Below are 25,536 nucleotides of genomic sequence, written 5' to 3'. Positions count from 1 at the left end.
AGGAATCATGCGAGCACCGTCAGCCGACCCCAGGGTTCAGGAGCTCGTGCGCCGTGCTCGCGCCGCGCAGCTCAGTCGACGCCAGCTCCTGCGCGGTGTCGGGGTCGGAGCCGCCGCCCTCGGCGTCACCTCACTCGCTGCGTGCGCTGGTCCGAGCGGGCCGGGTGACGGCTCCCGGGGCACCGTGCGCTGGGGCAACTGGACCTACTATCTCGACTACGACGAGGATGCGGGCACGTGGCCCACGCTCGACGCGTTCATGGAGCAGACCGATATCCGCGTCGAGTACTTCGAGGACATCGACGACAACAAGACGTTCATCGCGAAGATCAAGGATCAACTGAAGCTCGAGCAGGACACCGGCTACGACCTCTTCTGCCTCACCGATTCCTCCCTCGTCCGGCTGTTCGAGCGCGACGAGCTCCGGGAGTTCGACCGCGCGCAGATGCCGAACGTCGCCGATCAGATGATCGAGCTGGTGCAGCACGCCACGTTCGATCCCGATCGGCAGTGGTCGATCCCCTACCAGGCAGGCATGACCGGGCTCTGCTACAACACCGAACTCTATCCCCAGGGCGTTCGGAGCGTCTCCGACCTCTGGGCACCGGATCTCACGGGCAAGGTGAGTCTGCTCAGCGAGCAGGACGACACCCTCGGACTCGTAATGCTGGATCAGGGAGTCGACATCACGGGCGACTGGGGCGACGCACAGTTCGATGCCGCGCTCGAGGTGGTGGCGCGGCAGATCTCCGACGGCCAGGTCGCGACCGTCAAAGGCAACTCCTACACGCAGGACCTGCAGGCCGACACGGTGCTCGCGGGCATGTGCTGGTCCGGCGACATCGCGATCCTCAACGAGGAGGCCGGCGAGGAGCGCTGGAAGTTCGTGGTCCCGGACGCGGGTGCCTCGCTCTTCATCGATTCCTTCTGCATGCCGGCGGTGACCGACGCCGACGCACAGGCTCGGGAGCTCATCGAGTACTACTACGAACCTGAGGTCGCCGCCGAGGTTGCCGCCTACGTGCAGTACGTGACGCCCGTGGCGGGCGCGCGCGAGGCGATGGAGCGGATCGATCCCGCCCTCGCCGAGAACCCGCTCATCTTCCCCGACGAGGAGATGTCCGGGCGCATCTTCGACATGCGGTCGTTGACCGCGCAGGAGGACAACCGGTACGCGCAGGCGTATCAGAAGGTGCTCGGCAACTGAGCCGTGCGGGTGCCGGATCGCGCAGCGGTCCCGGCACCGTCGATTCAGTCGCTCTCGTGCTCCCACGCCGCGGCGAGTGCGGTGAGCTGCCGGGCCGACGACTCGAGCGCGGCGCGCGGATCCTCCGCCCGGCCGACCGCCACCCCGAGCAGGAACGTGCTGAGCGGCGCCGCGGGCCGGGCGACACCGTGCGCGACATCACGCGCGACGTCGAGCACCGTGCCGATCGACACATTCTGCGGGTCGAGCCCGAGCTCGGCGGCAGCGGCGGCGAGCCACTCGTCGAGGGCGTGCGGGGGCAGATGCTGGGCGGCGTTCACGGGGCCTCCTGGTCGGTGGGGTGGGATTCAGTGTCGGAGTCGGGATGAGGATCGGTGGTGAGTTCGGTGTCGGGATCAGCATCGGTGCCGTGATCAGCACCAGCACCGGCCCCCCTCCGCGGTCCGGACTCATCGCGTCGCGCCCGCGCGAGATCCTCGGGGGCGTCGATGTCGGCGGTGGTATCGGGCGGAGCGTCGATCCAGGCGAGGCGGTTCGGGTCGAGGATCGCGCGCAGCGGAGCGTGGTCCGTTGCGCCGTCGAGCCCGAGGATTCCCTCGCGCAATGCCGTCACGCGGTACAGACCGGCGAGCCACTGCGCCCGGCCGTCCGCGTCGCGAAGCACCGTCCCGTCGAGGCCCGGGCCGGGACGCTGGGCCCGCAGCAGTTCGCACACGCGGGCGGGTCGCACCAGGTCGCACGACAGCAGGAGCAGCAGATCGGCATCCACCTGGGGAAGCGCAGCGGCGAGGGCGGCAAGCGGCCCCGTGAACGGCGGATCCTCCCGCACGACGATGGTGCGTGGGGATCTGGTGGACTCCGGGCCGACCACGATCAACCGGCGCGCACCGGCGTCTCGCGCGGCGCCGACCGCACGATCCACGAGGCGCTCACCGTGGATGCGGAGGCCGGCCTTGTCGACCCCGCCGAGGCGTCGGCCGCGGCCGCCCGCGAGCACCACCGCATCGAACGCGCCTGACCCACCAGGCGCAGCAGGCGCACCAGACGCGCCGAGTGCTGCCGCGACCTCACTCACGGGCTCATCACCACCACCGTGACGGGCTCACCGGCGCGCACATCACCGCGCTCCACCTCCACGAGCGCATACCCGTTCGCGGCCCCGTGCCCGCCGACGGCGTGCGACACGCCCCGAGGATTCACCGCGGGGGTGCAGACGAGTGCGCCCGGCACGGCGTCGTCATTCGAGATCACCACCGGCAGCACCTGCAGACGGTCGGGAGCGCCGCGCCAGTCCCGCGACGCGCGCGCGGTGAGGCGAAGCCGATGCACGTCGCGCCTGCCCTGCATGGCCAGGAGCGCGGGGCGCACGAACAGCTCGAAGCTCGCTGCGGCGCTCACGGGGTTGCCCGGCAGCGCGAAGATGAATGCCCCCGGCGCACCGGTGGCCGCGGGCCGAAGCCGCCCCACGCACTGCGGCTGCCCCGGCCGCACGGCCACCCGCACCGCGCGCACCCCGGGTTCGCGCTCCAGCGCGATGCGCACCACATCGTGCGTGCCGGGACCCACTCCCCCCGTGGTGATCACGGCGTCGCACGTGCCCGCGAGCATCCGCAGCTCCTCGGCCAGTGCCGACGGGTCATCGGAGGTGTGGTCGACGCGCTCCGTCTCGATCCCGAGCTCGCGCAGCAGACCAGCGATGAGGAGCGAGTTGGACTCCGGGATCTGACCACGGGCGAGCGTCTCCCCCGGGGCCCGAAGCTCCGACCCCGTGGCGATCACCACCACGCGCGGACTCGCGTGCACGCGCACCCCGGCGACGCCCGCCGCGGCGAGCGCGGCGGCCCGACCCGCAGTGAGCATCGCTCCGGCGGTCGCGAGCACCGCACCGGCAGCCGTGTCCTCCCCGCGTCGCCGCACATTCGCGCCGACCGGCACGGCGGCGAGCACCTGCACGGACTCCTCGGCCCACGGGCGTCCCTCGCGATCGCCACGGGTCTGCTCCACGGGGACCACCGCGTCGGCCTGGGCCGGTAACGGGGCACCCGTCATGATCCGCACTGCCGATCCCGAGGGGATCGCGGGATCCGCCGCGCTCCCCGCCAGCACCTCGCCGCGCACGGCGAGCCGCACGGGCGCGTCGGCCGAGGCAGTTGCGAGGTCGGCGGCCCGGACCGCGTACCCGTCCATCGCCGAATTGTCCCAGAGCGGAAGCGAGTGCCGAGCGCAGACCTCCTCGGCGAGCGTGCGACCGAGAGCGAGCGACAGTGGCAGCTCACCGATGGGCAGCGGCTCGACGCGCTCGAGGATCCACCGCAGGTGCTCCTCCACCGTGATCCGCATCGCACCGCCCCGTCCCTGCGAAACCGCCCGCGGGACCCCGGGTGCGGCCTTGCTCTCTCCGTCATTCAATGCTATCCAAGGAGTGTGTCTCGCATAGCCGCTCGTCGGAGGGTGACCCGACTGACCGTGGGTCGGCCGGTGTCGAATCGCGCCGATTTCCTGGCCGTCGAGGAGCCCCTGGAGATCCGCGTGTTCGGGAGATCGTTGGCCGTGACCATGCGGACGCCGGGCCACGACGTCGAGTTGGCGGCGGGCTTCCTCGTCTCGGAGGGCGTGATCCACCGGGGCGACGAGTACTCGACCGCTCGGTACTGCGCGGGTGCCCGACCCCCGGGCGAAGCCGCCGCGGTCGCGTACCTGGGTCTCCCCGGCGCGCCGCCGGACCCCGCCGGCTCAGCCGCCGAGGGCAACACCTTCAACGTGCTCGACGTCACGCTCGCCCCGGGAGTTGCGCCGCCCGACCCGAGCCTTGAGCGCTCCTTCTATACGACCAGCTCCTGCGGGCTGTGCGGCAAGGCCAGCATCGACGCCGTGCACACCGCCTCGCACTACACGGTCGACGAGGATCCCCTCACGATCGACGCATCGATGCTCGCCGGATTCCCCGACGCCCTGCGCGCGGAGCAGGCCGTGTTCGACCGCACCGGCGGCCTGCACGCTGCCGCCCTCTTCGATGCCGCCACCGGCGAGATGCTCGTGCTCCGCGAGGACGTGGGCCGGCACAACGCGGTCGACAAGGTGATCGGCTGGGCCGTGATGCGGGATCGCCTGCCGGCGCGCAACTGCGTGCTCATGGTCTCCGGTCGCGCGAGTTTCGAGCTCACGCAGAAGGCGCTCATGGCCGGGATCCCGATGCTCGCGGCGGTATCGGCGCCGTCGTCGCTCGCGGCCGAACTCGCCACGGACGCCGGGCTCACCCTCATCGGGTTCCTCCGCGGACCCTCCATGGTGATCTACAGCCGCCCCGACCGCATCACGAACCAGATCGCGCAAGCCGATCCCGATCCCGCACCCCGCACCGCACCGCCCGAGGCAGCCGCCCCGCGCACCCTCGAGAAGGCAGACCAGACATGACCCCCAAGGCCCCCGAAGAGGACTTCTCCGACGCGAACATCGAGGTGTCGGCGCCGAAGACGCACGCGGTGGGCATCGAGGGGGTCTTCCACTCGATGGAGCCCGCCATCACCCACATGGGTCTCGCGCGCACCGCGAAGCTCATGACGAAGATCAACCACAAGGATGGCTTCGACTGCATGAGTTGCGCGTGGCCGGATCCGGATCACCGCAAGCTCGCGGAGTTCTGCGAGAACGGCGCCAAGGCCGTGACCTGGGAGGCGACGCCGGTCGTCGTGGAGCGCTCGTTCTGGGAGGAGCACTCGCTCACCTCGCTCGAGGACAAAACCGAGTACTGGCTGGGCTTGCAGGGCCGGATCACCGAGCCGGTGTACAAGGCCCCTGGGTCCGACCACTACACGCCGATCGGGTGGGACGAGGCCTACGCCATCGTCGCCCGGCACCTGAACGGGCTGGCGGATCCGAACGAGGCGGCCTTCTACACGAGCGGTCGCGCTTCCAATGAAGCGGCCTTCCTGTACCAGCTCATGTCGCGGGTGCTCGGCACGAACAACCTGCCCGACTGCTCCAACATGTGCCACGAATCGACCGGTACCGCGATGCTGCACACGGTCGGGATCGGCAAGTCCACGGTCTCCTACAGGGATTTCGGCGAGGCCGACCTGATCATCATCATGGGCCAGAACCCGGGCACGAACCACCCGCGCATGCTGACGGCTCTGCACGAGGCGAAACAGCACGGCGCGAAGATCGTCGCGGTCAACCCGCTGCCCGAGGCGGGACTCATCGGGTACAAGGATCCGCAGAGCATCAAGGGGTACCTCGGCAAGGCGACCCAGATCGCGGACCAGTTCCTGAAGATCCGCTCCGGCGGCGACATGGCGCTGCTGCAGGCGATCTCGAAGCGTGTGCTCGAGGCCGAGGCAGCGGCTCCCGGCACCGTGCTCGATCACGACTTCCTCGAGCGCCACTGCGACGGATTCGAGTCGTTCGCCGCGCACATGGAGGCGGTCGACGACCGCGAGGTCGAGCGCGCGACGGGACTCTCCACCGCCGAGATCGACGAACTCGCGGCGCGCTACCTGAACTCCGAGCGGGTCATCATCTGCTGGGCCATGGGGATCACGCAGCACCGCAAGGGCGTCGACACGATCCGCGAGATCATCAACCTGCTGCTCCTGCGCGGCAATATCGGCAAGCCGGGTGCCGGCGCCTCCCCCATCCGCGGGCACAGCAACGTGCAGGGCGACCGCACGATGGGCGTCTGGGAGCAGATGCCCGACTCGTTCCTCGACGCCCTGGGAGCTGAGTTCAACTTCGAGCCGCCGCGCGATCACGGGGTCGACGCGGTGCACGGGATCCGGGCCCTCGACGAGGGCCGCATCAAGGTGTGGATGGGGCTCGGCGGCAACCTGCTCGGCGCGATCTCCGACACGCACTTGGCCGAGTCGGCGATGCGCAAGACCGAGCTCAGCGTGCAGCTGTCGACGAAGCTCAACCGCTCCCACGTCATCACGGGCGAAGAGGCCCTGATCCTGCCGGTGCTCGGGCGCACCGAGGTGGACGTGCAGGAATCCGGACCACAATACGTCACTGTCGAGGACTCGGTGTGCGCCGTGCACGCGTCGCACGGCCAGATCCCCCCGGTCTCGGATCAGGTGCGCTCGGAGACCGCGATCGTCGCCGGGATCGCGCACGCGACCTTCGGCGACCGCCACGGCATCGACTGGCCCGCCATGATCCGCGACTACGACGTGATCCGGGATCACATCTCGCGGGTGGTGCCCGGGTGCGAGAGCTACAACGAGAAGACCCGGACGCGCGACGGCTTCGTACTGCCGAACGGCCCGCGCGACTCGCGCACGTTCGCGACCGAGACCGGCAAGGCGCGCATCACCGTGAACGAACTGGAGCACGTCGAGTGCCCGCCGGGACGGTTGATCCTGCAAACCGTGCGCTCGCACGACCAGTTCAACACCACCATCTACAGCCTCAACGACCGGTATCGCGGGATCAAGAAGGGTCGCTATGTGATCTTCGTGCACCCGGACGACCTCGCGGACCTCGGGATCGAGGACGGGCAGACGGTCGACATCTTCAGCGAGTGGAAGGATGAGCCGGATCGGGTGCTGCGCGGGTTCCGCGCGGTGGCGTTCCCGACCGCGCGAGGCTGCGCCGCGGCGTACTTCCCCGAGGCGAACGTGCTGATCCCGCTCGACAGCACCGCGCTCGAGAGCAACACTCCGGTCTCGAAGGCCGTGGTGATCCGGCTGGAGCCGTCGTCGGTGCCCGCCGGGGTCGGTCGCCCCGTCACGGTGTAGCTGGCGGGCCCGGGGACGCGCCCCGGACCCGCTGCGCCCTACGTGTTCGCCGCCGTCGGGGCCCCCATTCCGGGATCGATCTGGAACGGCCCCGCCGCAGACGGCCGGACATCGAAATCGAAGATCTCCGTCGGCAGGTACACCGTGGAGCAGGAGTTCGGAATGTCGACCACACCCGAGAGACGGCCCTCGATCGGCGCGGACCCGAGCAGCAGATACGCCTGCTCCGGGCTGTAGCCGAACTTCGTGAGGTAGTCGATCGCGTGCAGGCACGCCCGCTGGTACGACAGGTGCGAGTCGAGGTACTTCTGCTCGCCGTCGAGTGTCACGGAGGTGCCCGAGAACGCGAGCCAGTGGCTGTAGTTCGGCTCCACGTTGCCCGGCATGAAGATGGCGTTTTCGCTCACCCCGTAGGTCTCCATGCCGCCCGAGATGATGTCGACGCGCAGGTCGATGAACCCGCCCATCTCGATCGCCCCGCAGAACGTGATCTCGCCGTCGCCCTGGGAGAAGTGCAGGTCACCCATCGACAGGTTCGCTCCGTCCACGAACACCGGATAGAACACCCGGGAACCCTTCGTGAAATTCTTGATGTCCTGGTTGCCGCCGTTCTCGCGCGGCGGTGCCGTGCGTGCGGCCTCGGCGCCGACCCGCGCCCACTGATCCCGCGGCACACCACCGAGGATCGCGTGCTCGGCCTCGGGCGGGAGCGCGAGCGGCGGCACCCGGTCGGGATCGGTCGCGATGAGCGCCCCCTCCCGGTTGTTCCACGTCGCGAGCAGGCCCGCCGACGGCGCGGTGCCCATGAGGCCCGGGTGGATGATGCCGGTGAACGACACCCCCGGAACGTGGCGGGAGGTCGCCGTCTGGCCGGCGAAGTCCCAGATCGCCTTGTACGCGTCGGGGAACTGCTCGGTGAGGAACCCGCCGCCGTTGTTCCGCGAGAAGATGCCGGTGTAGCCCCAGCCCTGGCCGGCGAGCGGACCGGAGTCCTCCTGCGGGATCGGGCCGACGTCGAGGATGTCGACGACGAGCAGGTCCCCGGGCTTCGCGCCCTCGACCCGGAACGGCCCGCTGAGCGTGTGCACGGTGAGGAGCGGCGCGTCGAGGATGTCCTGCGCGGAGTCGTCGTTGACGATCGCACCGTCGAACCACTCGCGGCAGTCGACGCGGAAGCTGTCGCCCGGCTTCACCGTCGCCACGGGCGGGATCTCCGGGTGCCAGCGGTTGTGCCCGAGTTTCTCCTGTTCCGTGAACTTCTTCGACGAGTCGAGCTTGAAAATATTCTGGGGCATCGATACCACTCCTTCGTTGGGTGAGGATCGGCATCGGTGCCGATCCGGGTCGGTCTGACGTGAATCGAGGTTCGGGGTGTGCGGCGTCGCGCCTCAGGCGCGCGGGAGTTTGGCGTGCAGCGGGTTCGTGGTCACCCGCTGCGGGCGACGAGCGCCCTGCGACGGCAACCGGTCGACCACGGCGGGCTCGTGCGCACTCCGGGCCGTGTGGTCCAGCAGCCGGAATGCCGAGCTGCCCGCGGCCGAGAGGTGCGGAGCGGTGATGGCGCGCCGCGCACTCCCTCCGCACTCGCGGCACACGGTTTCGGTCGGCACCTCCGACATCGAGTACAGGGCGTCGTATCGGCACCCCGCCGAGCACTGGAACGAATAACTGGGCACTGGGCGACCTTTCTGTTGGACTGCGGAGACGACGCGCGGCTGCGGTCGGGCTACGTCGCGGCGGCGGTCCTCGGGCGCGCCGTCGCACGCGGCCTGCCGAGGATCCACGCCACCACGAGCACCACCACGCCGATCGCGGCGGCAATGAGCCCCTCGACCGCGCCGGTCATGTACGTGCCGGTGAGCAGGAGCATTGCGGGGACGGCCCCGGTGAAGATCCCGAGCAGCAGCGTGAACCAGCCGGTGCGGCGGGTGAGCGCATCCTTGCCGAGCGCGAGGACCAGGAAGAACAGGAACCAGAGCACCGCCCACGAGAACCAGATGACCCCGAAGACCGGATCGTCGAACATCGTGAACTGGAGGATCCCGTACACGATCGCGCAGGCGGCCACGAAGATCGAGAACCACCCCAGGCCCTCGCCGCTCGCCCCCGTGAGCTGGTTCCAGGCCACGTAGAGGTAGGTGAAGCCGAAGAGGTAGAGACCCGACGCCCCGAGGATCGTGGCCTGGTCCCCGCCCGACTGCAGGATGATCAGCGTCGGGAAGATCACCTGCATGCCGCCCACGAAGAGATTCATGGCCGCTGCGGCCTTGCCCGGGATCAGATCCAGGAGCATCAGGCCGTTGATGAACAGCACCGCTCCGACGTACAACAAGCCCACACTGCTCATGTCTTCCACCCTCGCCTCGTTGCGTGATGAAGTCCGAGAATGTCCGATCGGGCACCCCCGTCGTGCGGCCCGGGACTCCCCCATCGAGTCGCTCGAGCGCTACCTCGGACGCTACTCCCGCGGCTGGACGACGTCAACGGATTCCTGTCCACTTACCGCAGTTGCGGATCTATACTCGGATTTATGACGCATTTCCGAATGAGCGAGGCTGCGGCCCTGATCGGGGTGAGTGACGACACCGTCCGTCGCTGGGCGGCCGACGGCCGACTCGAGTCGTCAACCGACTCCGCCGGGCGGCAGGTCGTGTCCGGGCGGTCCCTCGCGGCACGGGCCCTCGCGCTCGCCCCCTCCGCAGAGGATGGCGCACCGGTGCGCCGCAGCGCCCGCAACCGCTTCACTGGGATCGTCACCGGCGTCGAGATCTCCGGACTCGTGGCGCAAGTCGAACTGCAGTGCGGCCCGAATCGTGTGGTGTCCCTCATGACCGCGGAGGCGGCCCGCGACCTCGACCTCGAGGTCGGCTCGCGAGCCACGGCGATCGTCAAAGCCACCACCGTCATCATCGAAACCGAAACGAGGTAGCCCTGTGGCCGCACCGACGTCTCGCGGGATCCCCGCACGCACCCCCGTCCGCCTCTTCGCCGCGACCCTGCTCGTCGCCGCGGCCGGAACGCTGCTCGGCTGCGCCCCGCAGTCGACCCCGGAGGAGACGACGCCCGCGGACGCCACGGCCGACACCGACACGCTGAGCGGCGAGCTTGCCGTCTTCGCCGCGGCGTCCCTCGAACCGGCATTCGAACCCCTGGCCGAGTCCTTCGAGGCCCTTCACCCCGAGATCGACCTGACCTTCACCTACGACGGATCGTCCGTACTGGCGACCCAGATCCTCGCCGGCGCACCCGTCGACGTGTTCGCGTCCGCGGACGAGGCGAACATGCAGAAGGTCGTCGACGGCGGTCTGATCGACGGCTCCCCCACGACATTCGCGACGAGCGAGCTGGTGATCGCCGTCGCACCCGGCAACCCGCTCGGGATCAGTGATCTGGCCGACCTCGCGGCCCCGACCGAGAGCGGCGCTCCCCCCGTCGTGGTGGTCTGCGCCGCCGAAGTGCCGTGCGGCTCGGCGTCGCAGACGCTGCTCGAGCGAGACGGCGTGGAGCTCGCACCGGCGAGCGAGGAGCAGAACGTCTCCGCCGTGCTCACGAAGGTCGCCGCGGGCGAGGCCGACGCGGGGCTCGTCTACGCCTCCGATGTGCTGCGGTCGGGCGGCGATGTCGACGGGATCGAGATCACCGATGCCTCGGACGCCGCGGGCAGCTACGTGATCGCCCCGGTCAGCGACGCCGCGTCGCCCGAGGTCGCACGTGCCTTCATCGAGTTCCTCAGCACCGACGAGGCCCAGCAGTTGCTCGAGGACCTCGGCTTCCGGGCGCCGTGATCCGGACCCGGCGGGCCGCGCTGCCGATCGCGGTCTGGGTGCCGGCCGCGCTCGCGGCGGCGGTGCTCCTCCTCCCGCTCGCGGCGCTGTTCCTCCGGGTGGACTGGGCGCAGGTGCCCGCAACCCTCACGAGCCCCGCGGCGCTCAGCGCGCTCGGCCTGTCCCTCCTCACCGCGTCCATCGCGACCGTGCTGTGCCTTGTGCTCGGGGTACCGCTCGCCCTCGCCATCGCTCGCGCCCCGGCACCCCTCGCCACCGTGCTGCGCGCCCTCACGACGCTCCCGCTCGTCCTGCCGCCGCTCGTCGGCGGGCTCGCCCTGCTCTCACTTCTGGGCCGCGGAGGTGTGCTCGGCGACGCGCTCGACGGGCTCGGGATCCGAATCCCGTTCACCACCGCCGCCGTGGTGATCGCGCAGACCTTCGTCGCGCTGCCATTCCTCGTGATCGCGGTCGAGGGCGCGCTGCGCGGGCTCGACGGCGGCTACGAGCGGGCCGCGGAGGGGCTGGGAGCGCGACCGTGGACGGTGCTGCGGCGCGTCACGCTGCCCCTGCTGGCCCCGAGTCTGGCCGCCGGCACGATCCTCTGCTTCACCCGCGCGCTCGGCGAGTTCGGCGCGACCGCACTGTTCGCCGGCAATGCCGAGGGCACTACGCGCACCATGCCGCTCGCGATCTACACCGCCTTCAACGGCGCGGGGGTGACGCAGGACACCGCGCTCACGCTGTCACTGCTCCTCGTGCTCGTCGCGGTCATCGCCCTGCTCGGCATGCGCACCCGGCCGACCGGGATCGCCTCGTGACCGCCGCGCTCTCCGGCGCTGGCGCCGAGGCCACCGGCGCCGACGCCCGGGGTCAAAATGCCGCCGGACTCGACGCCTCGGGGCTTGATGCGACCGTGCAGGTGGAACTCGGCACGTTCTCGGTATCCGCGAACGTTCGCGTCGCCGCGGGCGAGACGCTCGCGATCATCGGGGCGAACGGCTCCGGCAAGTCGACGCTGCTCGCCTCGATCGCCGGATCGCAGCGGATCGACACCGGACGCATCCGCCTCGCCGGACGGACGCTGACCCGCCGCGGCACCGACGGCATGAACGGGGCGGACGGCACGGTCCGCACGTCCGGCGCCGTCGTCGACCTCCGGCGCGCCGACCGGCGGATCGGGCTGCTCGATCAGCGCGCCCTCCTCTTCCCGCACCTCGGCGCCCGCGCCAACATTGCCTTCGCGCCGCGAGCGCACGGGAGCGCCCGCCGCGCGGCGGATCGCACCGCCGACGAGTGGCTCGAACGTGTCGGGCTCCCGGCTCGCGGCAGCGCCCGAGCCCGCGACCTCTCGGGCGGCCAGCAGCAGCGCGTCGCCATCGCGCGCACCCTGGCGTCGGAGCCGGAGCTGCTGCTGCTCGACGAGCCGTTCGCCGCGCTCGACGTGACGAGTCGTGCGGAGCTGCGCGCGCTCGTGGCCGCGGAGACCCGGAGGCTCGGCATTCCGGTCGTGATCGTGAGCCACGATCCGCTCGATCTCATCGCCCTCGCAGATCGGGTGCTCGTGCTGGAGTCGGGACGCGTCGCCCAGGAGGGATCCGTCGCCGCAGTCCTCGAGTCTCCGGCCACCCCCTTCGCCGCGGCGTTCACCGGGCGCGGCCTCCTGCACGGCACGGTGCGGCACGCCGCCGATCCCGACGCCCGACTCGAGCTGCACGACGCTCCGCTCGCGGAGCTGCGCGGCCGGGGAGCGCTGCCGGCGCCGGGCACCCCCGCGGTCGCCAGCTTCGATCCGGCGCAGGTGCGGATCGAGGCAGCGGCGAGCGCCAACGACGCGGCGAGCGCGAGCGCCGCGAACACCTGGTGCGGCACCGTCGGAGAGGTGTCGACCGGCCCGGCCGGGATCCGGGTCGCCTGCGCTGAGTGGCCCGAGGCCTGGGCCGTGCTCCCGCTCGCGCGGGTGCTCGACCCCTGGCTCGCCCCCGGAGCACCCGCGGTCTGGCACCTTCCCGAAGCCGAAGTCCGCTTCGCCACCCCGGCGTGACGCGTCGAGGATCCCGCGCACAGTGCGCGGTGTTAGGGTCTGGGGACAGGGGCGGGGCGTCCTGAGACGCGAGGAACGGGGGTGGTGCGGCGATGCTCACGGACTCCACCGCGGCCCCGGGCGCACGACGACTCCCCTCGCTCGGACTGACCGACGCGCGTCGCCGCCCCCTGCGCGACCTGCGGATCTCGGTAACCGACCGGTGCAACTTCCGCTGCGTCTACTGCATGCCGAAAGAACTCTTCGGGCGCGACTACCCGTTCCTCGACCATGACCAGCTGCTGAGCTTCGCTGAGATCGAACGGGTCGCCCGCGCCGCCGTCGGGCTCGGCGTGCGCAAACTCCGCCTGACGGGCGGTGAACCGCTGCTGCGCCGCGGGATCGAAGCGCTCATCGCGGAGCTCGCGAAGCTGCGCACCCCCGACGGGCAGCGCATCGACCTCGCACTCACGACGAACGGCTCGGCGCTCCCGGTCAAGGCCGAGGCGCTGCGCGAGGCGGGCCTCAATCGGGTCACGGTCTCCGTCGATTCGCTGCGGGAGGATCGTTTCCAGGCCATCAACGACGTGCGCTTCCCGCTCGCCCGGGTGTTCGCCGGCATCGAGGCCGCTGAGGCCGCGGGGCTCGGGCCGGTCAAGGTGAACGCGGTCGTCAAGCGCGGGGTCAACGACGACGAGGTACTGGACCTGGCGGAGCACTTCCGGGGCACGGGGCGCACCCTGCGCTTCATCGAGTACATGGACGTCGGGTCGTCGAACGGCTGGGAGATGGCGGACGTCGTGCCGTCGGCCGAGATCGTGCGCCGGATCGACGCCGTGCACCCGCTCGAACCGCTCCCCGCCACACACCCGGGCGAGACGGCGAAGCGCTGGCGCTACCGCGACGGCTCAGGTGAGATCGGCGTCATCTCGAGTGTCACCGGCGCCTTCTGCGGCGACTGCTCCCGCGCCCGGGTGTCTGCCGAGGGCAAACTCTTCACGTGCCTCTTCGCGACCGCGGGCACGGATCTGCGCGAGATCCTGCGCTCCGGTGCGACCGATGCCGAACTCGCAGTTGCGCTCTCGGGAGTCTGGGCGAGGCGCGACGACCGCTATTCGGAGCTGCGCGCGCAGGGCGTCGTCGCCGACGGGCCGCGGATCGAGATGTCGTACATCGGCGGCTAGCGGACGAGAACGTGCGGGCCAGACACGCACTGACGCAGAGATCTGCATTCCCGCTGAACCCGTTGCCCGAATCTCTCAGCAGGAATGCAGATCTCTGCACGAACGTCGGCACAAGCTCGCCCGATCCTCAGCCCGCTGGCGGCGTACGACCACCGAAACCTCGGAACCAATCAGCTACAGGCCGACCCACTCCGAACTGCCGCTCGTGAAGTGCTGCCGCTTCCAGATCGGCACCTCGTGTTTGATGCGCTCGACCAGCCGCTCGATCGCCGCGAACGCCTCGGCCCGGTGCGGCGCCGAGACCGCTGCGGCGAGCGCCACGTCGCCGATCTCGAGGGCGCCGATCCGGTGCACGGCGGCCAGGCGGAGCCCGCTCGAGGCGCGCTCGTCGGCGAGGATCTCGCGCAGGAAGCGCTCGGCGTCGGGGTGCGCGCTGTAGTCGAGCGAACGCACCTCGGCGCCTCCGTCGTGATCCCGGATCACCCCGCTGAACGTGACGACCGCCCCGCACTCGGGGGCATCGACCGCAGCGCGCACCGCGGCCTCGTCGATCGGCGTGGTCGTGACGTGGGCAAAACTCTGACTCATCGGGCGCTCTCCGCCGGGGTTCGCGTCTCCGGCCCTCACAGCGTATCGCGCGCGGTCCCCGCAAGCTGCTCCGGGGCGATCGCCGCGAGCGCCTGGATCCCGCCGCGCAGGAATCGGACCTCCGACACGCCTCGGGAGATGAGGAGCTTGGCGGCGCGGATCGACCGAGGATCCCGCTCGCAGTGCACGATCACGGGGCCGTGGATCACGGGCTCAGCGTTCTCCAGCTCGTCGAGCGGCACGGACTCCGCGCCGGGCACCCGCAGCCGCTCGCGCTCCTCCGGGGTGCGCACGTCGAGGAGCCTCGGGGTCTCCCCCGCCGCCCAGCGTCGAGCGAGCTCCTCGGCCGAGATCTCCGGCGGTTCGGGATCGGGCCCGGCAGAGAACCGCTCGGTGTCGATCAATCCGGTGACGGGGTCGGCGCCGGGGTCGCGACCGTATGCGATGTCCCGGGTCCGCGCCGCGAGGGCGTCGACCACGAGCACCCGCCCGAGGAGCGGATCGCCGAGGCCGGTGATCAGCTTCAGCGCCTCGGTCGCGAGCATCGAGCCGATGGTGCCGCAGAGGCCCGGCAGCACCCCGCCGGTGCCGCAGTCCACGACGTCCTCGGGCGCGGGCGGCACCGGAAACAGATCGCGGTATCCGGGCCACGCGGGCCGCCACGACACCCCCACCTGCCCGTGCACCTGCAGCAGCGACCCCCACACGAGCGGGATCCCGAGCAGCTCGGCCGCATCTGCGACGAGGTAGCGGGTCGGAAAGTTGTCGCTGCCGTCGATCACGAGGTCGTAGCCGCCCAGCACCTCGAGCGCTGTCTCGGAAGTGAGCCGCTCGGGGTGCGTCACCAGGGTGACGCCGGGGTCGAGGGCGCGCGCGGTCTCCGCGAGTGAGGTCGCCTTGAGCCGCCCGATGTCCGCGGTGGCGTGCGAGACCTGGCGGTGGAGGTTCGAGAGCTCGACCCGGTCGTCGTCCACGATGCCGATCGTGCCGATCCCGGATCCCACGAGGTAGGGCACACTCGCGCTTCCGAGTCCCCCGGCGCCGACCACGAGCACCCGTGCGGCCCGAAGACGCCGCTGCGCGATCTCGCCGAAGCCGGGGAGGATGATCTGCCGCTGCGCTCGGGCGGTGTGCTCGGCGCTGAGGGCCGGGCCCGGAGCGACGAGCGGTGCGGGGCGTGATGCGGGATCCATGCGGCCAGTCTAGGACGGCCCGGAGCGGGCTGTCGGTCGCACCGGATACGATGCTGGTATGGGCCAACTGACCGTTCGTTACTTCGCCGCCGCAGCCGAGGCGGCCGGTCGAGACGAAGAGGTGTGGAACCTCGGACCGGGCACGGATCTCGACTCGCTGCGCGCCGCCCTCGGCGAGCGCTACGGCGACGCGATGCGCCGGGTCATGCGCTCGGGCTCCTTCCTCGTGGACGGCACGGTGCAGCGGGACGGCGCCGCGCCGCTCGGCACCACGGTCGACGTCCTTCCACCGTTCGCGGGCGGGTAGGCCCGTGCGCCGCACCATCGCCGAGCACACCGCCGCGGTGCGCGAGCTCCTCGCTCCCGCGCTGCAGCGCCTGCGCGAGCACGCCCCCGAGACGATCCCGGTCGGCGATCCCGATCTCCGCACTCGCGTCACCGCCGCGGCGATCCTCACCGGGACGCCGCTCCCCCCGTTCGACAACTCGCAGATGGACGGGTACGCGGTGCGCGCCGCGGATCTCGCAGACGCCAGTGCGTCGGCGCCGGTCTCACTGCCGATCGGCCGGACCACAGCGGCCGGCGACCGGATCGGGCAGCACGCGCCCGGAACGGCCTCACCGATCATGACGGGCGCGGTGGTGCCGCGCGGCGCCGACGCCGTGGTCCCCATCGAGCGCTGCGAGCCGCCGCAGTTCGGCGCGCTCAGCCGGGTCGGGGATCCGCCGCCCACGGGGTCGGTCGCTTTCAGCGCACCCGTCGAGGTCGGCCGCTTCGTCCGGCGAGCGGGCGAAGACGCGCGGGTGGGCTCCGAGATCCTGCCCGAGGGCGTGCGCCTCACCCCTGCGCGCATCGGTGTGCTCGCGGCGGCGGGAGTCGTCGCGGTTCCCGTGCGGCCGACACTCCGGGTGCTCGTCTGCTCCACCGGCGACGAGCTGCTCCGCACGGACTCGCTCGGTGCAGTGTCTCGTGGCGCGGCCACCGGACTGATCCATGACGCCAACACCCCGATGCTGGCCGCGGCGCTGCGCGACGCGGGCGCCGTGGTGACCACGCTCCGGAGCGGAGACCGCGCGAACGACTTCCGCGACGCGGTGCTCGGTTCGCTCGCGGAGGTGGACCTCGTCATCACCTCGGGCGGGATCAGCGCGGGTGCGTTCGAGGTCGTCCGCGAGGCGCTCGCACCGCTCGGGATCGCGTTCGGATCGGTCGCGATGCAGCCCGGCGGGCCGCAGGGCCTCGGCAGCCTCGACCGCGACGGCACCGCGATTCCGGTCGTCTGCTTCCCCGGCAATCCCGTCAGCGCGCTGATCTCAGCGGAGACGTTTGTGCTCCCGCTCCTCCGCGACGCGGCCGGGCTGCCCGCCGAGCGGCGGCGGGAACGACTCCGGCTCGCGCACGACGCCGAGTCGCCCGTCGACAAGCACCAGGTGCGGCGCGGCCGCATCGGCGCCGACGGCCGGGTCACGGTGAGCGCGCCCGGATCCCACCTGCTCAGCGAGCTCGCCGCCGCCGACGTGCTCGTGCACCTGCCGCTCGGGATCGACCACTTCCCCGCGGACACCCCCGTCGACACCTGGAGACTCCATGACTGACCCCTCCGCCGATCAGCGGCTGACCCACCTGCGCGGCGACGGCAGCGCCCACATGGTCGACGTCACCGACAAAGCGATCACCACCCGCACCGCGCGGGCCGAGTCGACGCTCGTCACTCGCGCCGACGTGGTCGACCTGCTCGTGACCGGCGCCCTGCCCAAGGGCGAGGCGCTCGGCACGGCGCGCATCGCCGGGATCATGGCGGCCAAGCGCACGGCCGAGCTCATCCCGCTGTGCCACCCGCTGCCACTCACGAAGCTGGCGATCGATTTCGAGGCGCACGGCGACCGGGTCCGGGTGGTCGCGAGTGTCACGACGCGCGGGCTCACCGGCGTCGAGATGGAGGCGCTGACGGCCGCGAGCATCGCGGCCCTCACGCTCTACGACATGATCAAAGCGGTCGACAAGCATGCGTCGATCACCGATACCCGGGTGCTCGCCAAGTCGGGCGGCAAAAGCGGCGATTGGTCCGTCGAGTGAGCACCGGCGCCGCGCGGGTCATCGTGGCGTCGACGAGCGCCGCCGCCGGCACCGCCGCGGACACGACCGGCCCCGCGATTCGGGCGTGGCTGCACGAGCGCGGTTTCGACGCCCCGCCGGCCGAGGTCGTCGCCGACGGTGATCCGGTTGCCGCTGCCGTCCGTTCAGCCCTGACCGATCGGCCCGCGCTGATCCTCACCACCGGGGGCACCGGCATCTCCCCGAGCGACCGCACCCCCGAGGCCGTCGATCCGCTGCTCGACGTGCGACTGCCGGGCCTCATCGAGGAGTTGCGGCGGCGCGGCGCCGCGACGCTCCCCACCGCGGTGCTCACCCGAGGCGTCGCGGGGTTCTCGGGCCCGACGTTCGTGATGACACTGCCGGGCTCCACCGGTGGGGTCCGCGACGGCCTCGCCGTGCTCGATGGAGTGCTGACGCACCTGCTCGCGCAGCGCGGGGGCGCCGCGAATGACGGGCACGGCGACCGCCGGTAGCTTCGCGCATCACGGGCCGTGCGTCATCCCCGACCTTCAGACCCCGAGGAACGCCTCGATCGGCCCGCGAGCGAAGAAGATCACGAACCCGACGGACACGATCCACAGCAGCCAGTGCACCTGCTTGGCCTTGCCCGTGAACGCGTGCACGAGCACCCACGACACGAAGCCCGCGCCGATGCCGTTGGCGATCGAGTAGCTGAGCGGCATGACCGCCGCCGTCAGGAACACCGGCAGCAGCACGCGGAAGTCGGTGAGGTCGATGTTGGCGATCTGCGACATCATCATCGCGCCGACGATCACGAGCGCCGCGGCCGCGACCTCCGTGGGCACGACCTCGGTGAGCGGGGTGAAGAACATCGCGAGCAGGAAGACGAGACCCGTGACGACGTTCGCGAGGCCCGTGCGGGCACCCTCCCCGATGCCCGCCCCGGACTCGATGAACACGGTGGTGGAGGACGACGAGGTGCCGCCGCCGACCACGGCGCCGACGCCCTCCACGATGAGCGCGGACTTGATGCGGGGGAAGTTGCCCTGCTCGTTCGCGAGCCCGGCCTCCCGCGACAGACCCGTCATCGTGCCCATGGCATCGAAGAAGTTCGTGAAGAGCAGCGTGAAGACGAGCATGATGACCGTGACGAGGCCGACCTTGCCGAAGTCGAAGCTGACGGCACCGACGAGCGAAAGATCCGGCACCGCAAACGGGTTGCCGCCGAGCACGGGCTCGGTGAGACTCCAGCCTCCCGGGTTGAGCGCGCCGTCCGCACCGAACTTCGGTCCGATCTTCCAGATCGCCTCCACGATCACGGCGATCACGGTGCCGCTGACGAGACCGATGAGGATCCCGCCCTTGACCTTCTTCGCGACCAGGATGCCGGTCAGCACCAGCGTGACCACGAAGATGAGTGTCGGGATCGTGGCGATGAAGCCGACGCCGGCCGGACCGAGGCCCACGGGCGGCGACGACTGCCCCGTGGCATCGACGAAGCCGGAGTTCACGAAGCCGATGAACGCGATGAAGAACCCGATCCCGACCGTGATGGCGAGCTTCAGCTGCACGGGCACCGCGTCGAAGATCATGCGTCGGAGGCCGGTCGCGGCCAGGAGCACGATGAGGAGGCCGTTGATCACGACGATCGCCATCGCCTCGGGCCACGTCACCTCCTGCACCACCGAGAACGCGAGGAAGGCGTTGATGCCGAGTCCCGCGGCGAACGCGAAGGGCAGACGGGAGACGAGTCCGAAGAGGATCGTCATCACCCCGGCGGCGAGGGCGGTGACCGCGCTCACCTGGCCGAACTCGAGCATGTTGCCCGCGACGTCCTCCTTGCCGGAGAGGATGATCGGGTTCAGGATCACGATGTAGGCCATCGTGACGAAGGTGACGAGACCGCCGCGGATCTCCGTGCCGACGGTGGACCCTCGCTCCGAGATGTGGAAGAAGCGGTCGATCGCTCCCCGCGCCTCCGTCTGCGTTCGAGGTGCCTCTGCCACGGGTGTCTCCGATCACTCAAGCTGGGTGTGTGCTGACCAGAAAGACCGTATCATCTGGGGGCGGACGACTCCGAATGGCCCCGGACGCACTGCAGGCCCGCTCGGACGGTGCCGAGCGGGCCTGCAGATCTGGGTGACGCGGGTGGTGTCAGCTCACACCCTGCAGATCGATGACGAAGATGAGGGTCTTGCCCGACAGCGGGTGACCGCCGGAGGTGCCGTACGCCTGCGCCGGGGGCACGACGAGCTTGCGGCGTCCGCCGACCTTCATGCCGGGGATGCCGACCTGCCAGCCCTGGATCAGCGCGCGGAGCGGGAAGTTGATGGACTCGCCGCGGCTCCAGGAGGAATCGAACTCTTCACCGGAGTCGAACTCGACGCCGAGGTAGTGCACGTCGACGGTCGAACTGGCGAGCGCCTCCTCACCGGTTCCCTCGACGAGGTCGATGATCTCCAGCTCGGTGGGTGCGGGGCCCTCGGGGGCGTCGATCTCGGGCTTGGTCTTCGGGGTCTCAGTCATACCCACATTCTCCCGGATCGGGAGCCGAATCGACCTCCGAGTTCGCTCAGAGGGAACGTTCGTGCGCAATGTCACGCAACCGTGACCGGAGCGGAGACGGGCGGGACCCCGGTCCGATACCCTTGAGAAGTGAGATTTGCGCACTTGATCAGCTCCCCCGCTTCCGCCCCCGAGCTCGTGGTGATCCGGGAGGACCGATTCGTCCCAGTCAGCCGTCTCGGGGTCGCCTCCGCCACGCTGCAGGACTTCATCTCCGAGGGCCCCGGCGCGCTCGAGGCGCTGCGCCGTCAGGTCGACGCGTTGCCCGCCGACGCCGGCGATCCGGTCGAGGGGGTGCGCTTCGCGCCCGCGGTGATCGGTGCGCCGATCGTGCTCGCGGTCGGCCTGAACTACGACGAGCACGCGAGCGAGCTGAACCTCGACAACGATTCGGGCCCGGTGCTGTTCTCGCTCTTCCCGAACTCGCTCGGCGCCCACGAGGCCGAGGTGCGGATCCCGACCCACCTGAGCGAGGAGGTCGACTACGAGGGTGAGCTCGGTGTCATCATCGGCACCGCCGCGAAGGACGTCTCCCCCGAGGAGGCGCTGCAGCATGTCTTCGGCTACACCGTCATCAACGACATCACGGCGCGCAACATCCAGTTCCAGGAGCCGCAGTGGTCGCGGTGCAAGTCGTTCGACGGCTTCACTCCGGTCGGACCCGTGGTCGTCACGGCCGATCAGATCCCGGATCCCCAGGCGCTCCACCTCACCACCGATGTCGATGGGCTGCGGGTGCAGGACTCGTCGACGAGCTTCATGATCCGCAGCGTCGCGCAGCTCATCGCATCGATCTCGCAGTCGCTGACGCTGCTGCCCGGCACGGTGATCTCCACCGGTTCACCCGGCGGTGCCGGCCGCTCGCGGAAGCCCCCGCTCTACCTTCGCCCGGGCACCGAGGTCACCGTGACCATCGAGGGCATCGGCGCGCTGACGTCGCACTGCGTGCAGGGCTGACGCGGTCGTAACGCCGAGTCCGCCGGTCGCCGCGCGCGGCCGCACGCACTGAGGGGGTGGGGAGCAATCGCTCCCAACCCCCTCAGTGTTCCCGCACCGCAGTGCGTGACGTCCCTAGTCGCGACCGTCCTCGAGCTTCTCGGGCGCCTCCCGCACGGTGTTGATCGCCCCGGTCTCCGGCGCGAGACCCGCGAGCTTCATCGGATGCAGCATCTCTGCCAGCTCATCCTCGCCGAGCAACCCGCGCGACACCACCAGCTCGGAGATCTTCGCGTTGGTCGCGAGCGCCTCCTTCGCGAGCTTCGCGGCGGCCGAGTAGCCGATGACGGGCGCGAGCGCCGTGATGACGGTGACGGAGCGCGACACCATGTCCTCGAGCCGCTCCTCGTTCGCGGTGATACCGTCGACGCAGTTGACCCGGAGCGTCTGGCAGGCCCGCTCAAGCCAGGTGATCGACTGGAAGAGCGAGTGCGCGATGATCGGCTCGAAGGCGTTGAGCTGGAGCTGCCCCGCCTCGACGGCCATGGACACGGTGACATCGGCGCCGGCGACCGAGTAGGCCACCTGCGAGACCGCCTCCGGGATCACCGGGTTCACCTTGCCGGGCATGATGGACGAGCCGGCCTGGCGCGCCGGGAGGTTGATCTCGCCGAGACCCGCCTGCGGACCCGACGAGAGCAGCCGCAGGTCGTTGGAGATCTTCGAAAGCTTGAGTGCGCTCCGCTTGAGGGCGCCCGAGAAGGTGATGAAGACGCCCGTGTCGCTCGTCGACTCGACGAGGTCGCCCGCGGTCTCGAGGTCGAGGTTCGTGATCTCGCGGAGGTGCCGGATCACGGTCTCCTTGTACCCGCGCGGGGCGTTGATGCCGGTGCCGATCGCCGTCGCCCCCATGTTGACCTCGCGCAGCAGCGTGACGGCCTCGCGCAGACGCTCGATGTCCTCGCGCAGCGTGACCGCAAACGCGGTGAACTCCTGCCCGAGCGTCATCGGCACGGCGTCCTGCAGCTGGGTGCGGCCGACCTTCACGATGTGGGAGAACTCGCGCCCCTTGGCCGCGAACGACTGCGACAGCAGGTCGAGCTCGACGAGCAGGCTCTCCAGGGAGAACGCGAGGGCGATCTTGATCGCGGTCGGGTACGTGTCGTTCGTCGACTGGCTGCGGTTGGTGTGGTCGTTGGGGTTGATGAAGTCGTAGTCGCCCTTGGCGTGCCCCGCGAGCTCGAGCGCGCGGTTCGTGATGACCTCGTTCGCGTTCATGTTCGTCGAGGTACCCGCGCCGCCCTGCACCACACCCACGACGAACTGGTCGTGCAGCATGCCGGTCTTGATCTCCTCGCACGCCCGGTCGATGAGGGTCGCCCGTTGCTCGTCGAGCGCGCCGATCTCGAGGTTCGCGCGCGCCGCGGCCTGCTTCACGCAGGCGAACGCGCGGATGAAATCGGGGTAGACGGAGACGGGGCGTCGTGCGATCGGGAAGTTCTCGTGCGCACGCGCGGTGTGCACGCCCCAATAGGCGGCTGCCGGGATCTCCAGGCTGCCGATCGAGTCCGTTTCGGTTCGGGTCTGCGCTGCCAGGTAGTCACTCACCAGTTATCTCGGCTCCATATTCAAGAATGTTGCGGCCACGGCCGCACGGACCCTCCCAGCCTAGCCATCAACCTCGCGGGCGGCGAATACTGCGGGGCCAGTCCTCACCGCCGTGGTCGCCCGGGCCGTCGGGGTCCGACGGGTCGTCGGTTCCGGGATCCGCATCGGGATCGCCGTTGGTGTCGATCGTGCCCGTCGCCACGTCGACCGCGGGGCCCTCGATGGGCGCCGATTCCGCGGGGGTGAGGACCTTCTCCCCCCGTCCGAGCACGGTGATCGGCGCGGTGAGCGTCTCGGTCTGCCCGGAGTGGTCGTCGTCGACGCCGGGGCGGCCGGCGTGGGTCACCGCGAAGCGGAGACCACCGCTCCGATGGAACCGCAGCTCCCGCTCGATGAACAGCCAGGTGATCCCGATCCCGAACGCGGTGAACGCCGCGGCGGCGCTGATGAAGAGCGTCGAGCGAGCGCCGAGCGCGTCGGCGGCCGCGCCGACGAGCGGCGCTCCCAGCGGCGTCCCGCCCATGAGCACCGCGATGTACAGCGCGAGGACTCTGCCGCGGACGGCGGGCTTGGTGGTGGTCTGCACGAACCCGTTGGCCGTGGTGAGCAGCGTGGAGATCGCGAAGCCGAGGAAGATGAGCATGACCGCGAACGTCCAGAACGTCGGCATGATCGCGGCCAGCACACTCACGACGCCGATGCCACCCGCGGCCATGATCACCACGCGCATGCGAGCGGCCGGCCTGCGCGCGACCAGGAGCGCGCCGGTCAGGGACCCGATCGCGAGGATCGAGGAGAGGAGCCCGTAGTCGCTCGCACCGCGGCCGAACTCGACGGCCATGGTCGACGACATCACCGGGAAGTTCATACTGAATGTGCCGAGCAGGAAGACGATGGCGAAGACGACCACGAGGTCGTGCCGGCCCCGCACGTAGCGGAGCCCGGCCGAGAGCTGGCGCAGTTGCGACTCCCGCTTCGGCTCCTCGGAGGGGGCGCGTCGTGCGGTGCGGATGAGCAGCAGCGCGCTGATCACCCCGAGGAATGAGACGGCGTTGATGAGGAACACCCAGCCCGAGCCGACGATCGCGATGAGGATCCCGGCCACGGCCGGCCCCACGAGTCGTGCGGAGTTGAAGGAGGCCGAGTTGAGCGCGACCGCGTTCGAGAGCTGCGCCGTGCCGACGAGGTCCGAGACGAACGCCTGGCGGGCCGTCGTGTCGAAGGCGTTCACGATCCCGAGGGCGAGCGCGAAGGCGTACAGGTGCCACAGCTCCGCGGCACCGGTGATGAGCAGGGCCCCGAGCCCGGCCGCGAGCAGCATGAGCAGCGACTGGGTGACCAGCAGCACTTTGCGCCGCTCGAAGCGATCGGCGACGGCCCCGCTGAACGGCACGAGCACGAGCTGCGGGCCGAACTGCAGCGCCATGGTCACCCCGACCGCCGCCGCGTTGTTGGCGGTGAGCTCGGTGAGCACCACCCAGTTCTGCGTCGTCGCCTGCATCCACGCGCCGATGTTCGACACGAGCGCTCCCACGAACCAAATGCGGTAATTGCGAATGGACAGGGAGCGGAACATGTTCGACACGGGTGGGGAGACCTCCTCAGGGTTCTCCTCAACCATACGCCGTGCCTCGGACGCGGGGTGCGGGCTTCGCCAACGGCGCAGCGCTTTCAGCGCAGGTGCCGGTTACCGCCCGGTGGGAACGTGCCGCCCCGGCCGGCCGCTCGAAGACACGCGCAGCGTTTCGCGGCCACGCCGTGTGAGCCGACCTCGGCTCACGAGAATGGGCGCTTAGAACTTGCCGCCCATGTCGAGCAGCCGGCGAATCCGATCCGGGATCGGCGGGTGCGTGGCGAACAGCCGCTGCATCATGCCGGGCTTCAGCGGATCCGCGATCCAGAGGTGCGCCATGCTCGAGCTCTGCTTCTGCAGCGGCCGGCCGTACTCGGAGAGCTTGTGGAGGGCGCTCGCGAGCGCCTCCGGGTGCCGGGTCGTGAGGGCCCCGGTCGCGTCGGCCAGGTACTCGCGCTGGCGCGACACGGCGAGCTGCACGAGCGAGGCGATGATGGGCGCGACGATCATCGCGACGAGCCCGAAGATCAGCACCACGGGGTTGCCGTTGCTGTTGTTCCGCCCGAAGAACGCCATGCGGACGAGCACATCGGAGATCATGCCGACCGCGACCACCAGGCCGTAGACGATCATGGAGACGCGGATGTCGTAGTTCCGCACGTGGCCGAGCTCGTGGGCCATGACTCCCTCGAGCTCGGAGTCGGTCATGATATCGAGCAGCCCGGTCGTCGCGGCGACCATGGCGTGCTCCGGATCACGGCCGGTCGCAAACGCGTTCGGCGCGGGATCGTTCACGATGTACACCTCGGGCATCGGGGATCCCGTGGTGATCGAGAGGTTCTCGACGATCCGGTAGAGCCGCGGGTTGTCGGCCTCCGTGATCCGCTGCGCCCCGCTCATCGAGATCGCCTGCTTGCCCGCCGCGAAGTACTGGAACGCGGCGAAGCCGATCGAGAACACCACCACGGTGATGACGATTCCGGGTGACTGGTAGATCGCTGCGGCGAGCCAGCCGAGGCCGCCGACGATGGCGATGAACAGCACAATGATGAGGACGCTGTTGACCTTGTTGCGACGGATCGCGCTGTACACGGCCCTCCCC

At 70.3% G+C, this 25,536-nt stretch carries 26 protein-coding genes; 13 read left to right on the top strand and 13 right to left on the bottom strand.

Features of this window, described 5'->3' with window-relative positions; all coding sequences use genetic code 11:
- Positions 1-7: 7 nt before the first annotated feature.
- Positions 8-1,207 (top strand): ABC transporter substrate-binding protein, encoded by a 1,200-nt coding sequence (locus MUN76_RS00130; protein ID WP_244686060.1) that lies wholly within the window; start codon positions 8-10, stop codon positions 1,205-1,207.
- A gap of 44 nt (positions 1,208-1,251) precedes the next feature.
- Here the strand turns inward: MUN76_RS00130 and MUN76_RS00125 are convergent, their stop codons facing one another.
- From MUN76_RS00125 to MUN76_RS00115, 3 genes are read right to left on the bottom strand one after another with little or no spacing between them, the layout of a single operon-like run.
- Positions 1,252-1,527, bottom strand: coding sequence for a DUF6457 domain-containing protein (locus MUN76_RS00125; protein WP_244686058.1), 276 nt, complete (start codon positions 1,525-1,527; stop codon positions 1,252-1,254).
- A complete protein-coding gene (mobA, locus tag MUN76_RS00120) occupies positions 1,524-2,282 on the bottom strand; it encodes a molybdenum cofactor guanylyltransferase (protein ID WP_244686057.1) in 759 nt (252 codons plus the stop codon). The genes MUN76_RS00125 and mobA overlap by 4 nt, the downstream gene beginning before the upstream one ends.
- Entirely contained in the window at positions 2,279-3,547 is a 1,269-nt protein-coding gene (locus tag MUN76_RS00115; protein ID WP_244686055.1) for a molybdopterin molybdotransferase MoeA, read from the bottom strand. The genes mobA and MUN76_RS00115 overlap by 4 nt, the downstream gene beginning before the upstream one ends.
- Before the next feature lie 84 nt (positions 3,548-3,631).
- On the opposite strand from MUN76_RS00115, the gene fdhD reads away from it, so the two are divergent.
- Complete coding sequence (gene fdhD, locus MUN76_RS00110) at positions 3,632-4,621, top strand: formate dehydrogenase accessory sulfurtransferase FdhD (RefSeq protein WP_244686053.1); 990 nt, start codon at positions 3,632-3,634, stop codon at positions 4,619-4,621.
- Entirely contained in the window at positions 4,618-6,942 is a 2,325-nt protein-coding gene (locus tag MUN76_RS00105; protein WP_244686052.1) for an FdhF/YdeP family oxidoreductase, read from the top strand. Before fdhD ends, MUN76_RS00105 begins: the two co-directional genes overlap by 4 nt.
- Positions 6,943-6,980: 38 nt before the next feature.
- Here the strand turns inward: MUN76_RS00105 and fmdA are convergent, their stop codons facing one another.
- The 3 genes from fmdA to MUN76_RS00090 form a co-directional block, all read right to left on the bottom strand.
- Entirely contained in the window at positions 6,981-8,237 is a 1,257-nt protein-coding gene (fmdA, locus tag MUN76_RS00100) for a formamidase (RefSeq protein WP_244686050.1), read from the bottom strand.
- Positions 8,238-8,330: 93 nt separating this feature from the next.
- Positions 8,331-8,618 (bottom strand): FmdB family zinc ribbon protein, encoded by a 288-nt coding sequence (locus MUN76_RS00095; RefSeq protein WP_244686048.1) that lies wholly within the window; start codon positions 8,616-8,618, stop codon positions 8,331-8,333.
- Positions 8,619-8,668: 50 nt separating this feature from the next.
- On the bottom strand, positions 8,669-9,289 hold the full coding sequence (locus MUN76_RS00090) for an AmiS/UreI family transporter (protein WP_244686046.1): 621 nt from the start codon (positions 9,287-9,289) through the stop codon (positions 8,669-8,671).
- A 183-nt stretch (positions 9,290-9,472) separates the two neighbouring features.
- Between MUN76_RS00090 and MUN76_RS00085 the strand changes: the two genes are divergently transcribed.
- The 5 genes from MUN76_RS00085 to moaA all read left to right on the top strand — a co-directional run bounded on the left by MUN76_RS00085 (position 9,473) and on the right by moaA (position 13,913).
- Complete coding sequence (locus MUN76_RS00085; protein ID WP_244686044.1) at positions 9,473-9,871, top strand: TOBE domain-containing protein; 399 nt, start codon at positions 9,473-9,475, stop codon at positions 9,869-9,871.
- Between the two features lie 4 nt (positions 9,872-9,875).
- Entirely contained in the window at positions 9,876-10,727 is an 852-nt protein-coding gene (gene modA / locus MUN76_RS00080; protein WP_244686042.1) for a molybdate ABC transporter substrate-binding protein, read from the top strand.
- Positions 10,727-11,527, top strand: coding sequence for an ABC transporter permease (locus MUN76_RS00075; RefSeq protein ID WP_429953385.1), 801 nt, complete (start codon positions 10,727-10,729; stop codon positions 11,525-11,527). The genes modA and MUN76_RS00075 overlap by 1 nt, the downstream gene beginning before the upstream one ends.
- Entirely contained in the window at positions 11,524-12,750 is a 1,227-nt protein-coding gene (locus MUN76_RS00070) for a sulfate/molybdate ABC transporter ATP-binding protein (RefSeq protein WP_244686039.1), read from the top strand. Before MUN76_RS00075 ends, MUN76_RS00070 begins: the two co-directional genes overlap by 4 nt.
- 92 nt (positions 12,751-12,842) lie before the next feature.
- On the top strand, positions 12,843-13,913 hold the full coding sequence (gene moaA / locus MUN76_RS00065; RefSeq protein ID WP_244686037.1) for a GTP 3',8-cyclase MoaA: 1,071 nt from the start codon (positions 12,843-12,845) through the stop codon (positions 13,911-13,913).
- A 174-nt stretch (positions 13,914-14,087) separates the two neighbouring features.
- On the opposite strand, the gene MUN76_RS00060 is transcribed toward moaA, so the two are convergent.
- Both MUN76_RS00060 and MUN76_RS00055 read right to left on the bottom strand, forming a co-directional pair.
- Positions 14,088-14,501 (bottom strand): molybdenum cofactor biosynthesis protein MoaE, encoded by a 414-nt coding sequence (locus tag MUN76_RS00060; RefSeq protein WP_244686035.1) that lies wholly within the window; start codon positions 14,499-14,501, stop codon positions 14,088-14,090.
- Positions 14,502-14,536: 35 nt separating this feature from the next.
- Entirely contained in the window at positions 14,537-15,694 is a 1,158-nt protein-coding gene (locus MUN76_RS00055; protein WP_244686033.1) for a ThiF family adenylyltransferase, read from the bottom strand.
- A 58-nt stretch (positions 15,695-15,752) separates the two neighbouring features.
- Here MUN76_RS00055 and MUN76_RS00050 point away from each other — a divergent pair, with 58 nt between their 5' ends.
- Genes MUN76_RS00050 through MUN76_RS00035 form a run of 4 tightly spaced genes read left to right on the top strand, consistent with a single transcriptional unit; the run spans position 15,753 to position 18,264 of the window.
- Positions 15,753-16,001, top strand: coding sequence for a MoaD/ThiS family protein (locus MUN76_RS00050; RefSeq protein ID WP_244686031.1), 249 nt, complete (start codon positions 15,753-15,755; stop codon positions 15,999-16,001).
- 4 nt (positions 16,002-16,005) lie between these two features.
- Positions 16,006-17,289 carry a molybdopterin molybdotransferase MoeA gene (locus MUN76_RS00045; RefSeq protein ID WP_244686029.1) on the top strand — a complete coding sequence of 428 codons (1,284 nt, stop codon included), beginning with the start codon at positions 16,006-16,008 and terminating at the stop codon, positions 17,287-17,289.
- Complete coding sequence (gene moaC / locus MUN76_RS00040) at positions 17,282-17,770, top strand: cyclic pyranopterin monophosphate synthase MoaC (protein ID WP_244686028.1); 489 nt, start codon at positions 17,282-17,284, stop codon at positions 17,768-17,770. Before MUN76_RS00045 ends, moaC begins: the two co-directional genes overlap by 8 nt.
- Complete coding sequence (locus MUN76_RS00035; protein WP_244686026.1) at positions 17,767-18,264, top strand: molybdopterin-binding protein; 498 nt, start codon at positions 17,767-17,769, stop codon at positions 18,262-18,264. The genes moaC and MUN76_RS00035 overlap by 4 nt, the downstream gene beginning before the upstream one ends.
- Before the next feature lie 36 nt (positions 18,265-18,300).
- On the opposite strand, the gene MUN76_RS00030 is transcribed toward MUN76_RS00035, so the two are convergent.
- Entirely contained in the window at positions 18,301-19,758 is a 1,458-nt protein-coding gene (locus tag MUN76_RS00030; RefSeq protein ID WP_244686024.1) for an NCS2 family permease, read from the bottom strand.
- Positions 19,759-19,906: 148 nt separating this feature from the next.
- Positions 19,907-20,278, bottom strand: a complete 372-nt coding sequence (locus MUN76_RS00025) for an FKBP-type peptidyl-prolyl cis-trans isomerase (RefSeq protein WP_244686022.1) — start codon at positions 20,276-20,278, stop codon at positions 19,907-19,909.
- A 129-nt stretch (positions 20,279-20,407) separates the two neighbouring features.
- Between MUN76_RS00025 and MUN76_RS00020 the strand changes: the two genes are divergently transcribed.
- Positions 20,408-21,274: a fumarylacetoacetate hydrolase family protein gene (locus MUN76_RS00020; RefSeq protein ID WP_244686020.1), complete on the top strand. Its 867-nt coding sequence runs from the start codon at positions 20,408-20,410 to the stop codon at positions 21,272-21,274.
- 114 nt (positions 21,275-21,388) lie between these two features.
- On the opposite strand, the gene MUN76_RS00015 is transcribed toward MUN76_RS00020, so the two are convergent.
- The 3 genes from MUN76_RS00015 to MUN76_RS00005 all read right to left on the bottom strand — a co-directional run bounded on the left by MUN76_RS00015 (position 21,389) and on the right by MUN76_RS00005 (position 25,526).
- Positions 21,389-22,861, bottom strand: a complete 1,473-nt coding sequence (locus MUN76_RS00015; RefSeq protein WP_244686018.1) for an aspartate ammonia-lyase — start codon at positions 22,859-22,861, stop codon at positions 21,389-21,391.
- A 67-nt stretch (positions 22,862-22,928) separates the two neighbouring features.
- Entirely contained in the window at positions 22,929-24,437 is a 1,509-nt protein-coding gene (locus MUN76_RS00010; protein WP_244688819.1) for an MFS transporter, read from the bottom strand.
- Between the two features lie 216 nt (positions 24,438-24,653).
- Positions 24,654-25,526 carry a M48 family metalloprotease gene (locus MUN76_RS00005; protein ID WP_244686016.1) on the bottom strand — a complete coding sequence of 291 codons (873 nt, stop codon included), beginning with the start codon at positions 25,524-25,526 and terminating at the stop codon, positions 24,654-24,656.
- Positions 25,527-25,536: the final 10 nt, after the last annotated feature.

This window comes from Leucobacter rhizosphaerae (assembly GCF_022919175.1).
Taxonomy (GTDB): domain Bacteria; phylum Actinomycetota; class Actinomycetes; order Actinomycetales; family Microbacteriaceae; genus Leucobacter; species Leucobacter rhizosphaerae.
Note: the sequence above shows the minus strand (reverse complement) of the source record. Positions and strands in the feature narration are given on the sequence as shown.

What these genes read in the sequence shown, in the direction of transcription:
- MUN76_RS00085 (WP_244686044.1), top strand. Translation starts at nt 9,473, where the DNA reads ATGACGCATTTCCGAATGAGCGAGGCTGCGGCCCTGATCGGGGTGAGT.
- MUN76_RS00130 (WP_244686060.1), top strand. Translation starts at nt 8, where the DNA reads ATGCGAGCACCGTCAGCCGACCCCAGGGTTCAGGAGCTCGTGCGCCGT.
- MUN76_RS00050 (WP_244686031.1), top strand. Translation starts at nt 15,753, where the DNA reads ATGGGCCAACTGACCGTTCGTTACTTCGCCGCCGCAGCCGAGGCGGCC.
- MUN76_RS00090 (WP_244686046.1), bottom strand. Translation starts at nt 9,289, where the DNA reads ATGAGCAGTGTGGGCTTGTTGTACGTCGGAGCGGTGCTGTTCATCAAC.
- MUN76_RS00010 (WP_244688819.1), bottom strand. Translation starts at nt 24,437, where the DNA reads ATGTTCCGCTCCCTGTCCATTCGCAATTACCGCATTTGGTTCGTGGGA.
- moaC (WP_244686028.1), top strand. Translation starts at nt 17,282, where the DNA reads ATGACTGACCCCTCCGCCGATCAGCGGCTGACCCACCTGCGCGGCGAC.
- MUN76_RS00060 (WP_244686035.1), bottom strand. Translation starts at nt 14,501, where the DNA reads ATGAGTCAGAGTTTTGCCCACGTCACGACCACGCCGATCGACGAGGCC.
- moaA (WP_244686037.1), top strand. Translation starts at nt 12,843, where the DNA reads ATGCTCACGGACTCCACCGCGGCCCCGGGCGCACGACGACTCCCCTCG.
- fmdA (WP_244686050.1), bottom strand. Translation starts at nt 8,237, where the DNA reads ATGCCCCAGAATATTTTCAAGCTCGACTCGTCGAAGAAGTTCACGGAA.
- MUN76_RS00025 (WP_244686022.1), bottom strand. Translation starts at nt 20,278, where the DNA reads ATGACTGAGACCCCGAAGACCAAGCCCGAGATCGACGCCCCCGAGGGC.
- MUN76_RS00105 (WP_244686052.1), top strand. Translation starts at nt 4,618, where the DNA reads ATGACCCCCAAGGCCCCCGAAGAGGACTTCTCCGACGCGAACATCGAG.
- MUN76_RS00115 (WP_244686055.1), bottom strand. Translation starts at nt 3,547, where the DNA reads ATGCGGATCACGGTGGAGGAGCACCTGCGGTGGATCCTCGAGCGCGTC.
- MUN76_RS00055 (WP_244686033.1), bottom strand. Translation starts at nt 15,694, where the DNA reads ATGGATCCCGCATCACGCCCCGCACCGCTCGTCGCTCCGGGCCCGGCC.